Origin of the sequence: Natranaeroarchaeum aerophilus (assembly GCF_023638055.1) — an archaeon.
GTDB lineage: Archaea > Halobacteriota > Halobacteria > Halobacteriales > Natronoarchaeaceae > Natranaeroarchaeum > Natranaeroarchaeum aerophilum.
In genome coordinates, this window is sequence record NZ_JAKRVY010000003.1 from 323451 (window position 1) to 334881 (window position 11431).

14 protein-coding genes are annotated in these 11431 nt (G+C 60.9%); 6 read left to right on the top strand and 8 right to left on the bottom strand.

Annotated features, from left to right (window positions below; genetic code table 11):
• Positions 1-57: 57 nt before the first annotated feature.
• A complete protein-coding gene (locus tag AArcSt11_RS08515; RefSeq protein WP_250596283.1) occupies positions 58-1281 on the bottom strand; it encodes a preprotein translocase subunit SecD family protein in 1224 nt (407 codons plus the stop codon).
• Positions 1282-1431: 150 nt separating this feature from the next.
• Between AArcSt11_RS08515 and AArcSt11_RS08520 the strand changes: the two genes are divergently transcribed.
• Positions 1432-1662, top strand: a complete 231-nt coding sequence (locus AArcSt11_RS08520; RefSeq protein WP_250596284.1) for an Lrp/AsnC family transcriptional regulator — start codon at positions 1432-1434, stop codon at positions 1660-1662.
• Here AArcSt11_RS08520 and AArcSt11_RS08525 read toward each other — a convergent pair.
• Entirely contained in the window at positions 1659-2033 is a 375-nt protein-coding gene (locus tag AArcSt11_RS08525; protein WP_250596285.1) for a DUF5518 domain-containing protein, read from the bottom strand. The genes AArcSt11_RS08520 and AArcSt11_RS08525 overlap by 4 nt on opposite strands.
• Positions 2034-2124: 91 nt before the next feature.
• Between AArcSt11_RS08525 and AArcSt11_RS08530 the strand changes: the two genes are divergently transcribed.
• Together AArcSt11_RS08530 and engB are read left to right on the top strand one after the other, a co-directional pair.
• The gene (locus AArcSt11_RS08530; protein ID WP_250596286.1) at positions 2125-3165 is read left to right on the top strand and encodes an NOG1 family protein; all 1041 of its coding nucleotides are present in this window, start codon (positions 2125-2127) and stop codon (positions 3163-3165) included.
• 229 nt (positions 3166-3394) lie between these two features.
• A complete protein-coding gene (engB, locus tag AArcSt11_RS08535) occupies positions 3395-4012 on the top strand; it encodes a GTP-binding protein EngB (protein ID WP_250596288.1) in 618 nt (205 codons plus the stop codon).
• A gap of 5 nt (positions 4013-4017) precedes the next feature.
• Here engB and AArcSt11_RS08540 read toward each other — a convergent pair whose 3' ends face one another.
• The 5 genes from AArcSt11_RS08540 to AArcSt11_RS17245 all read right to left on the bottom strand — a co-directional run bounded on the left by AArcSt11_RS08540 (position 4018) and on the right by AArcSt11_RS17245 (position 7940).
• Positions 4018-4815 carry a hypothetical protein gene (locus AArcSt11_RS08540; RefSeq protein WP_250596290.1) on the bottom strand — a complete coding sequence of 266 codons (798 nt, stop codon included), beginning with the start codon at positions 4813-4815 and terminating at the stop codon, positions 4018-4020.
• Between the two features lie 242 nt (positions 4816-5057).
• Positions 5058-5765 (bottom strand): 3,4-dihydroxy-2-butanone-4-phosphate synthase, encoded by a 708-nt coding sequence (gene ribB / locus AArcSt11_RS08545; protein ID WP_250596292.1) that lies wholly within the window; start codon positions 5763-5765, stop codon positions 5058-5060.
• 1 nt (position 5766) lies between these two features.
• Positions 5767-6471 (bottom strand): DUF120 domain-containing protein, encoded by a 705-nt coding sequence (locus AArcSt11_RS08550; RefSeq protein WP_250596294.1) that lies wholly within the window; start codon positions 6469-6471, stop codon positions 5767-5769.
• A 134-nt stretch (positions 6472-6605) separates the two neighbouring features.
• A complete protein-coding gene (twy1, locus tag AArcSt11_RS08555; protein ID WP_250596296.1) occupies positions 6606-7568 on the bottom strand; it encodes a 4-demethylwyosine synthase TYW1 in 963 nt (320 codons plus the stop codon).
• A gap of 126 nt (positions 7569-7694) precedes the next feature.
• Positions 7695-7940 (bottom strand): DUF8015 family protein, encoded by a 246-nt coding sequence (locus AArcSt11_RS17245; protein WP_491896765.1) that lies wholly within the window; start codon positions 7938-7940, stop codon positions 7695-7697.
• Between the two features lie 271 nt (positions 7941-8211).
• Between AArcSt11_RS17245 and AArcSt11_RS08560 the strand changes: the two genes are divergently transcribed.
• Both AArcSt11_RS08560 and AArcSt11_RS08565 read left to right on the top strand, forming a co-directional pair.
• Positions 8212-8805 (top strand): HdeD family acid-resistance protein, encoded by a 594-nt coding sequence (locus AArcSt11_RS08560; RefSeq protein ID WP_250596298.1) that lies wholly within the window; start codon positions 8212-8214, stop codon positions 8803-8805.
• 119 nt (positions 8806-8924) lie between these two features.
• Positions 8925-10085, top strand: coding sequence for an HD domain-containing protein (locus tag AArcSt11_RS08565; protein ID WP_250596300.1), 1161 nt, complete (start codon positions 8925-8927; stop codon positions 10083-10085).
• Here the strand turns inward: AArcSt11_RS08565 and AArcSt11_RS08570 are convergent.
• Positions 10082-10660, bottom strand: coding sequence for a P-loop nucleotide/nucleoside kinase family protein (locus AArcSt11_RS08570; RefSeq protein WP_250596302.1), 579 nt, complete (start codon positions 10658-10660; stop codon positions 10082-10084). The genes AArcSt11_RS08565 and AArcSt11_RS08570 overlap by 4 nt on opposite strands.
• A gap of 116 nt (positions 10661-10776) precedes the next feature.
• On the opposite strand from AArcSt11_RS08570, the gene AArcSt11_RS08575 reads away from it, so the two are divergent.
• Complete coding sequence (locus AArcSt11_RS08575; RefSeq protein WP_250596305.1) at positions 10777-11322, top strand: hypothetical protein; 546 nt, start codon at positions 10777-10779, stop codon at positions 11320-11322.
• Positions 11323-11431: the final 109 nt, after the last annotated feature.

The window sequence follows — 11431 nt, forward strand, 5'->3', positions numbered from 1 at the left end:
TTGGCGGTTCCCTGGGTGGGTTCACAGTACGGTGATCTACCGCGTTATTAGCGACCGCTACTCGAACGATCGGACAGCAGCTTGACGCGCCACCAGATACGCTGTGACCGTCACGCCGAGTAGCCCAACGATCAATCCGAACCCTGGGACTTCATCAGCGTCGACAACCCCATCGTCCTCGTCGCCCGTATCGATGTCAAGCTCGATCTCACGCTCCGTGGCCTGGTCGAGGTCGAGTGATGTAGGTAGAGGGCCGTGTTCTATCCCCGACCGTACGTCCTCTGCAGTACTCGCATCAGGCGAGGTGATAACGAACACCGGATTATTGACCCACGTCCCATCGTTGATCTGTTCAGCAAGCCCCCCTGTCATACTCAGCCCAGAAATTTCTTCGTCATCAATCGTGATTAGCTGACAGTAGCCGTAGGGCGGTTCTCCGGCTTCGCTCCAGGCACAGTTGTTGACTCCTTCTGTTGTAATGCCGCTCTCTTGTAACTGATCCACATATTCGGGGGCAGAGCTATCGGTGATGACGAGCGGCACCCGATACTGATTCGATTGTTCGGGTTGTTCGACACTGCCGATAGAGGCGACGTCCTCCCTGGTCAGCAAGACGTCTTCTTCGTAGCCAGCCTCGGTATCGCTCGGATGGTGAATCACGATTGCCACGTCGTTACGATCCGTGATCAGGCTCCGAAGCCGCTCGCGGTCCCGGGCAGGTGCTTCGACAACGATTTCAGTGGTACCATCAGCGTCGGTAGTATGAGAAACAGTCGCATTGTCGTACCCGGCATCGGCAAGTCTGGAATCGACGATCTCGACGAACAGATCTCCTGTCTCGTCAGTGACACCGGACCGGATCTCCGTCTCATCACCGTTGAGCCCGACTTCGTCGAGTGCTGATTCGAATTGTTCCTCCGAGATGTCGTCACTACGCACTTCCAGTGTAGCCTCGCTTCGATCGTAGACAACCTGTCGATCATCGACCCCGAGGTGGTCGGCAACCATATCGACGACATCGGACGGCGGTTCCTCTGACTCTTCGACGTTCTCAGCGGTGATCCCCACGAGGGGGCCGCGGATCTCGACGCCATCGATCATCTCGGCGTCCGTGTCTGCCGCCGTGTTAGTAGCGATTGACTCCTCGCCAACTGCGGTACCCGCCACCCCAACCGCAGAGACCACTACCAGAACTGACCCCAGCATAGCTAGCACAACGAACAGCCACAGCCATCGACGGAACGACAGGAAACCCCCACGGTTCGTTGGTTGATTCGACATGAATGAACCAAAGAATAACATTACAATAAAATTTTACACGGCTATCCGGTACTCGAATCGCCACCTACAATTCAACGACTTCTCGAAACGTGGTCGTGTGATGACCCTGTCGCAGAAAGGTTTTTGACGTGCCATAGAGTACCACACAGCATGGTTCACGCGTTCGTCATGGTGAAGACGGCAGCCGGGAAGTCGGAGAGTTTGCTCGCCGAGGTCCGCGACGAACCACATGTCGTGGAGGCCCACATCGTGGCGGGCGAGTACGATATCATCGCGGAAGTCGAAGTCGACGAAGTGTATCAGGTACTGGACGCTTCGTCGAGCGGTATCCAGGCGCTTTCGGGCGTTAACGACACGAAAACGTACATCTCGCTTGACTAGTTCTCCGAGAGGACGCCACCGATCGCACCGGCGAGGGCGCACTCGATCGCGACGATCATCGAGAAGAACACGATCGCGACAGCGAGGACGAACCCGCCGGTTGCACCGATCGCACTACCGACCGGCCCACCGGCAGTCCCGACGATCGTCAGGCCGATCCACAACAGCACTCCCGCAACGATTCCGCCGAGACTACCTGCGAGGAGGCCGTGCCACGCGCCGCCAGTCAGTCCGCCACCTGCGAGATAGCCCGCGACGAGCCCGCCGATCAGTCCTGCCGTAAGCTGGCCAAGTCCCGGGACGGCGACGCCGAAGATACTCAGCACCGTCAGGACGAGAAAGCCGATCACGACCGCACGCCAGTTTGTCATAGACCCGCTAGACCGGCGAGCCGTATAAGCGCATCAACACACGCGCGGCCCGAAGAACGGCCTTTTATAGCCAGCTACCATATCCGGAGCTATGATTTTCGAGGATCTTCCGACGACGCCACGGTCGGAGGAGCTCATCGACAAGGCGTTCTCTCGCGCGTCGCGGTCCGGCCGAGCGAAGCAGGGCCGAGAGGCCCAGGAGTCAATGGTACAGACCGCATCGAACATCCTCTCGGACAACCTGGAGAACGTCGTGACGGCGTGGCCCGATTTCGACGAGATCGATCCCTTCTACCGCGAACTCGCCGAAGCGATCGTCGAGACCCACGAGTACGACACGGAGGCCGACGGCGTCGACGCGCTCAGACAGAGCCTCTCGGAGGTGACCTGGGCGAGCCGACAGACCAAACAGATCGGCGACGAGGCGATGGGGAAGATGCGAAAGGCCAGCGACGATCTGGCCCGGAAACACCGCAAGCAGGCGTTCGCACGGATGGCCGACGTCGTCGAGCAGGTCGCGCCAAACCTGCTCCTGATCGGTGCCGCGCGGGACGCCCTCAAGACGCTGCCCGAGATCAACCCGGACGAACCGGCGATCGTCGTCGCGGGCTATCCGAACGTCGGAAAGTCCTCCTTTGTCAACACGGTCACCAGAGCGCGCCACGAGACTGCGGAATATCCCTTCACGACCAGAGGGATCGGCGTCGGTCACTTCCACGGGTCCGACGTGCCGAGCGAGCTTCGCGAGGACGAGCGTTCGGCCGCGGACGACCACGTGCGGTATCAGATCGTCGATACGCCGGGGCTGCTCGACCGCCCACCTGAGGAGCGAAACGACATCGAGTCACAGGCGGTCAGCGCACTCGAACATCTCGCCGACTGTGTGCTCGTCGTCGTCGACGCCAGCATGGACTGTGGCTACCCGATCGACGTCCAGCTCGAACTTCGCGACGCCTTGCAAGCGCAGTTCGAGGACGTCCCCGTGCTGACGATCTGCAACAAGATCGATCGGTCCCGCGATGTCGAGGCCGATCACTACATGAGCGTGACGGAAGACGAGAACGTTGAGGGTGTGCTGGCGGCGGCGGTCGACGCGATCGACTACGAGCCCGAGCTCCCCTTCGAGCAGTAGGCAGGCCCTTGCCGTTTCAATGGCGAACAGGCACCGCGGCAGTCACGACGCGGGTCGGTGCGCACCCGCTTGCCGCGCCGTGGTCGCTCGTCAGGTCATGCCGGGGCTGGCCGCGGGATCGGTTTTGAACCTGTGGACAGGCCGCCCGTCGAGTTCTCCGCCGAGTTGTTCCACGGGACACCATGGCACGTGACGTGAGCCTTTTGGCCGCCGCGCGTCAACGAGGCGTATGTTCGATGACCGACCGAACCGCGCCGACGAGGTCGTCCTCGCCGGGCGGTCGAACGTGGGCAAGTCGACGCTGATGCGCGAGTTGACGGGCCACAGTTTCGAGACGGGCGGCAAGCCCGGCGTGACGCGCTCGCCGAACAGCTACGACTGGGCGAGCGACGACTTCATGATAACTGATCTGCCCGGCTTTGGCTTCATGTCCGGCGTTCCCGAGGAGGTGCGCGAGGAGATCAAGACCGAGGTCGTCCAGTATATCGAGCGCCACGCCGACGACATTCTGGTGGCGATCCTCGTCGTCGACGGGAAAAGCGTCATCGACATCATCGATCGCCACTCCGGCGAGGGCGAGATTCCCCACGACGTCGAGATGTTTCACTTCCTTCAGGAGCTCGATATTCCGACCGTCGTCGCGGTGAACAAGATGGACAAAGTCGACGACCGGGACGAGCGACTGAACGATCTCTGTGACCGGCTGGGGATCTACCCGCCGTGGAAGCAGTGGCAGGAGACGATCGCGCCGATCACCGCAAAGAAGGGGTCGATCGAGCCATTGAACGACGCGGTTCGCCACCACCTCGAAGCCCAGAAGCGTGACGACCTGAAGAAGTTCTTCTGAGTTGCTCACTCGATCTCGATCGACCAGTTACCGTCGGCCTCGATATTAATCCAGAATGCACCTTCATCCGGACGAAAGATGTTCGTTCCTTCATACTCGCCGATCTCGTTTATTAGCAGGCTTTGATTACCGCCCGCGTCGTGGGTCCAGGCGATGAAGTTACGCTCCCCATCGTGTGTCGCGTTGACCTCACTGACACCCTCCGCCCGGAACGGCCCTCGCCACGCCCAACCGCTGCCGGATGTCTCAAAGGGAGCCTCCTCGACGTCCTCGGTTAGTATTTCGGGCTGGTCAATATCTATCGTCCAGTCGCCGTCGGCATTGATATCGACCCGATACAGCCCTCCATCGACCGCCATCATCGACGAACCATCCGTACCCCGAAACACGTTCAGCAGCTGGATATCCTCCCACGGCTCTCCCTCGATGTTGACCATTCTCGCTCGGAAGTTTCGCTCTCCATCGTGTGTGAACTCGACTGTCAGAACCCCCTGTCTGAGTTCGATCTCAGGAGTGACTTCCGGGCCGGATCCGTCGAACGAGTGAGAGTCCCCGCCCTCGACGAGAACACCATTCGCCTCTTCGTCTGTGTCGTCCTCGCCGTCCGCTGGTTCGCCCGGGTCTTCGGGCTCTTCATGCTCCTCATCAGGCTCTTCGCCCGGTTCCTCGTCGTCTCCGATACAGCCCGCCAACGCGGATAGCCCCCCAAGAACACATAGATGGAGCCAGCGCCGACGACTCGAACGCTGTTGTTTTATCCACTGTCCCCCACCTCCGTTTGGTGCGCCAGTTTGTTCGTGCATTGTCGGACTCCAGTGGTGCATTCGGCTAGCAAATATCGTCGACTTGTACGCAGCCTAATTCGCTGAACCGAGTACAGTAGCGACGTATCCACGTTTTTGATGACGACAACAGATGGTATAACGGTAGTTGCCACTACGGCATATTTATGCATCAGTAGTATGAAATTATGGAACCCACAATTTCCTGGCATGCCGCGCAGTCGTCTTGCCACGCCTGTAGAGCGCTGGCGGCGAGTGACCGTTCACCCCAACCGCTCGACGAGTCCCTCACCGTCGACGAAGGGGATTCCCTGAGTAGCGGCGTACTCGCGGGCCGCCGCGGTCGAAAGCGCCCGGCCAGTGTCGTCGTCGAGCATTTCACAGACGACTGCAGCGGGCGGCTGGTCGGCGGCCTGAGCTAGCGCGATCCCGAGTTCGGTGTGGCCCTGTCGCTCGTCGAGAAGTCCGTCGGCGGCCCGAAGCAGGTGAACGTGGCCAGGGGCGCGGAACTCGCTTGCGAAGTCCTCGGCGTCGAGCGGAGATCCGTTCTCGACTGCCGCCGCGAACTCGGCGACTTCGGTGATCGTCAGCGAACGGTCCTCGTCGGTGATGCCGGTGAACGTATCACGGTGGTTCACCGTCAGCGAAAACGACGAGCGGTCGCCGTAGGCGAGGTGGTCGGTCTCACTGGCTGGGTGGTCGATCGCATCCGAGAGGAACGGCAGCGACGCGGCATCGGCGACAGTCCCGGAGAGACCGACGCAGACCAGCCCACCCGCGTCGTTGCGCAGTTGCTCGACCGCATCCACATCGACCGCGCCTGCGGGATAGATAATGTCGGTCTCGCCCTCGCGATCGTCGAAGTCGTGGACGCAGACGGGCTGGCCCTCGCGGAACGCCGCAATCGCTTCCTCGACCGGATCGACAGGCGGCGCATCGGCGACCTCCGCGTTGCTGGTGGTATCGACCATGTTATCGATCCTCCACGAAGACAGTGACCGTATGCTCGTCGTCGAGGTCGAGTTCGTCGCGAAGTCTGTCGGGCGCGATGAGTTCCAGCTGATCTTCGTCGTGGTGGGTGCGCTCGGGCGCGATGACGTGGGCACCCTCGTAGCGCTCCCCGTCCGCGGCCTCGATGGTTGCCGGGTAACAGACTGCCGGGCCGTAGGTCCGATCCTCGTCCTCCCAGCCGTCGATATGGACCGGTTCGAGCGCTTCCATTGCGGATCGCCGCCGGATGCTGGCGTCGGTGAGTTCGACGTTGAGCGTCCCCTCGAACGGTTCGTAGGCCAGTCGCTCGCGGAACTGCGCCATGTAGCCCGGCAGGGAGATGTAGTGTTTCCCCTCGCCCATCCCACCGGTGATGGTGCCGACGAGTTCGACCGTCGTCGCCCCCTCGAAAACACGTCGATAGTCCTCGTACTCGGCCCGCAGCGCCTGCTCTCCGTCGTCGGTGATCGAGAGCCACTGCCCGTCGGTCACCGTCTCACGGGTGAGATACCCGGCGTCTTCGAGTCGCTGGAGCCGACGCGACGCCGTCTGTGTCGAGACGTCGAGTTGCTCTGCGAGGTCCGAACAGGAGGCCTTCATCTCCCCCGCAATCGCGCCGTCGAGCGCAAGCAGTTTCAGGACGGCGAGTTCGTCGTGTCCGACGGTCAGCGTCGGTGCATTTGACATACCAGAACGTTTGGTCTACCCGCTCATAAGCATAACGAATATGGAATGCATCACAGAAACTTGAATCAGATTGACCGTGTTATGGATTATTGGCACCGGGCGCAAATAAGCCCAGTGAGCTATATGACGGGTCTTTATTTGTTATTCCAGAACTCGCTTCCCTTCTGGAGTTTCGGCACCCAGGTGTCGGCGTCTTTCGCCAGCAGCGCGACGCGGGAGTCGGGCACGTCCTTGATCGCGTCGTGGTCGGGCATGTGCTCGCGGATCGCCTCGGTGAACGCAACGACGTCCTCGTGGTCGGGCATCGAACTCCGGTCCAGTCGGCCCCGGGAATGGCCCACGTGCATGTACGCTTTCAGCTCGATGTAATCCGGGTTGGCACGGTCGTAAAAGGCAGCGTACCAGTCGGGATCGCGCATGTTCTCGCCGTCGACGAGCGTCGTCCGGAGGACAGTCCGGGTATCCTCCTTTTCTGCCAGCACATCCATCGTATCGACGAGGCGCTCCCAGGCGTCGTCATCGACGGGCTTGACGACCTCGTCGAAGGTCCACCGATCCGGCGCATCGACGCTGACGTACAGCTGCGTGGGATCACATCGCTCCAGCATCTCGGGGTTGGTGCCGTTGCTCACGAGGAAGGTGGTCATATCGCGGGCGTGGAACTCGTCGATCAACTCCGGAAGATAGGGGTAGAGGGAGGGCTCGCCATCCAGCGAAATCGCGACGTGACGGGGCTCCATCGACTCCTCGAACACCTCGCGGGGTACCTGCTCGTTCCCACCAAAGCCCGAGAGCAGCTTCTTTTGCAGGCGGATCGAGGCGTCGACAACGGCTTCGGGGTCATCCCATTCCACGTCATCGAGTTCGTACGCATGACCAGCATGATCCCGCCAGCAAAAGACACAGCGCTCGTTGCATTTGACGACCGGCGTCATCTGGATACACCGGTGGGACTCGATGCCGTAGAAGGCGTATTTGTAACATTTGCCCTCGCCGCGCAGGGCATTGGCCGTCCACCCACAGGTCTGGGCGGCAGTGTGGTTCTCGCTGTGGTATTCGGGGTCGCTGACCTGTTTTGCCCCGTCCGATTCGCTCATTGTAGGGTGGATGGTCGCCAGGATTAAAACGTCCTTCCTCTCTATCGCCCCTTACGGAAATACGAGGAGAAATCCCCGTCCGTTAGACATACGATAGCCCGGGACCCCGTCCCAGAGAGTGTAGGACTACCATACCGCCACAATAATTGTCCAGACCACCAGTACATGCCACAGGATCGCAGCAAATGCTCGCTGGACATCGCTTTCCGGGAGCGGCGGGTTTCGAAAGATTGCATCATAGACGAATGGTGTAGCGAGCACAACCCCGGCGACCATGCCGTACTCTATTGGAACCACCGTAAGCACACCAATAATCCACCCACTGAGCAACGCTACCGGGATGGCCACCAGAATCCAATCATAGCGATACACGACTTCTCACCTCAACTGCACAGACAACGTCTGACGTAATAGCCCTCATACACATGTACTGTCAGGGAGCCTCGATTTACGATGACATTTTAGTCAGTTGTATGGGGAGTGTTTCACCTGTACTGACCACACGCCAGTCAGAGCCTGTTACTAAGAGATTCAACAGAGCCTATTCTCTGCATTTCAGAATTGATCGATTCGTCAGATGATCTGTAAAATCGTATATATTCTATATGCACTCGCTTGACGTAGTAGCTACTGGTGAACGAAAATGAGCACTGTAACACCGACCCCTGAATCGTACTCCCTCGAGACGGGATGGAAAACGCTGGCAGTAGCAGGTGGCAGTATCGCCGTACTGGGCGTCCTCGCGATGATTCTCCCGCTTGCAGTGGGCGTAGCGGTCTCGTACATCGTCGGGGGACTCCTCATTGTGGGCGGTCTCGTCCACGGAGCGCATGTAGTGTCTGCAAAAGGATGGATGGGATCACTCTGGCAGCTAACACTCGCCATCGTGTCGCTCGTCGCTGGGATCGTCATCGTGGTGAATCCGATCATCGGTCTCCTGAGTCTCACACTCATGATCGTCGCATACCTGCTCGTCGACGGCATCGTCGAACTCGGGGTGAGCCTTCGGATGGAGCGTGGCTCTGGCCGTGGGTGGATCGCCGCTAGCGGGGGCCTCTCACTCGGCCTGGGAGTGTTGCTCTGGGCACAATTCCCCGAAGTTGCCGCATGGGTCGTCGGGTTCATGATCGGAGCGAGCTTGTTCCTTACAGGACTCTCGATGGTCGCCGTGGCATATACCGGCCGCCAACCAGTCGAGGACATCACACCCCCAGCGGGTGAACCCCGCGGGATGTGACATAATTTTTTATCTGAAATACGGTTCAGCTGACCCGAATCGGCTCAAGGACAGGCCGGATTGTAACAATACGAACCCGAGCCGAAAGCGAATTGGGCGGGGGGGCCGTCTCCCCGATAATGAAGCCGATCAAGGACAGCGTTCACGACTATATCGCGCTCGATCCGGTCGCCGAAGCCCTGATCGACACGCCAACCGTCCAGCGGCTTCGCAACGTCAAACAGCTCTCGACCGTCAGGCTGGTCTATCCCGCTGCCAATCATACCCGGTTCGAGCACAGCCTCGGCGTCTACCATCTTGCTGACACTGCTGTCGGCCATCTCGACGTCGACGCAGACACGGCGGCACACCTCCGGGCCGCCGCACTCCTCCACGATGTCGGGCATGGGCCATATGGCCACCAGACCGAGGAGGTGATCCACAGGCGGACTGGCACCGATCACGACGAGGTCGACTGGCTGCTGACCGATCCCGACCGGCCAGTCTGTCAGGCCATAGAGCAGCTCGGACTCGACCCCGGGCGTGTCGCCGACCTCGTCGCAGGCGAGGGACGGCTCGGCGCGCTCGTCTCGGGCGAGCTCGATGTCGACCGGATGGACTATCTCACCCGCGACGCCCACCACACCGGCGTGCCGTATGGCGCGATCGATCACGGTCGGCTCGTCCGTGAACTTCGTCTGGAGAACGACCGGCTCGTCCTCAGTGAAGGGAACGTCGCGACGGCGGAATCGATGCTGTTCTCACGCGCCCTGATGAACGCCGTCGTCTACCGGCACCACGTCTCTCGGATCGCCGGGGCGATGCTCGACCGCGCCTGCGAGCGATATCTGGACCGGACCGACGTGGATGTCGAGTCGTTCCGCCGGATGGCTGACCACGACCTGCTCGTTGCGCTGGCCGAGCACGTCCCTGCGCTCGGTCGCCGTCTGGAACACCGCGATCTGTACAAGCGTGCGGTCTGGACGGGGATCGAAAACGTCCCACCGGGCACTGTCGACGTAGGCTACGAGGAACAGCGGCGGGCGGAACGGGAGATCGCCAGCGCGGCGGAGGTCGATCCGACCGACGTGATCGTCGACATTCCGGATCGGCCACGGCTCAAGGAGTCCTCGACCAGCGTCGTCGTCGACGGCGTCGTCCAGCGGCTGGAGGACGCCTCCGAGCTGGTGAGAGGGATCCGGCTGGCGGAACGTGCCCGCTGGCGACTCGGCGTCTACTGTCCCGGCGAACGGACCGAATCGGTCGGGCAGGCTGCCCGTGACGTGCTGGGGATCGCCTAGCGATTCGGAAACGTCCGTGCGACCTGTTCGCGTGTTTCCGCCGTCGATCCGGAGTTGTCGATCGCGACGTGGTACATCTCGATCGGGTGGAACTCCTCGCGGAACTCACGGTAGACCTCGACGTCAGCGTCGCTCATCCCGTCCCCTCGGTCGGCGATCCGAGCCTCTGCGACCGGACGCTCACAGACGACTTCGAGCAGACGAAACTCCGCACCTGCACCCATGGCAATCTCTCGGACCGCGCGTCGCCGCTCCCGATCGGCGAAGGTGCCGTCGAGGACGACTGACTCGCCCGCTTCGAGCGCGGATTCGGTGCGATCGAACAGTTCGCGGTAGACGCGTTCGATCTCCTCGTCGGTGTACTGCGGATCGTCGTATAGCTCCTTGCGGACCACGTCGGTTCGGAGCCGTTTCGCGCCCAGTCGCTCGGCGACGAACTCCGCGACGGTGGATTTTCCCACACCCGGGAGCCCACAGAGGACGACCAGCCGGGGATCGGTAGTTTTCGTGGCGTCCACCCGCTCGGTCGTGGACTGCTGGTCTCGCCTGTCGGTGTCGCCGTGATCTCCGGTCATGCTCGGTTCCGCCCCGCTAGGGCCTGTCAGCACGTCGGACCACCGGAAGCAAAATAGCTTCGACTGTAGAAGCCGACGTGGGCACGCTTTTGGTATTGCTCTCCCATCGGTTCTGTATGGCCGATTTCGAGGGCACGAGTGCGATCGAGACCTACTCCGGACTCGCCGTCGATCCGCTCGATCCGGAGCCGTCGACGATCCGTGTCGAGGACATCGCACATGGGCTGGCTCACACATGCCGATTCGCCGGGCAGTGCCAGTTCTATTACTCCGTCGCGACTCACGCCATCCACGTCAGCCAGGAACTGGCCGATAGTGAACCGATCGTACAGCTCTATGGGCTCTTTCACGACGCGAGTGAAGCCTACATCACCGACGTTCCACGCCCGGTAAAGCGAAAAATAGACGCGTACGATCGCATCGAGCATGACGTCCTTGCTGCTGTCTGGGACCGGCTGAATATCCCCCACCCCGACGACGAACAGTGGCAGGCCGTGATGGACGCCGACGACAGGATGCTCCGACACGAAGCAGAGACGCTGCTCTCGGAATACACCCCATCGCCAGTGCCGGACCTACCTTACGAGCTATCGCCGTGTCGCCCCGACGAGGCACGTCAGCAGTTTCTCGATCGTGCGGCGCTCCTCCGCGAGCGAATCTGAGTACGGAGTCAGTTCCCTCCGAACGTGTCCCATCACCGGCAAATCCCTTGGATCGGCTCTGGTGAATCACTAGACAGCACCGGAACGAACCGTCAGAACTAGGAAGTTG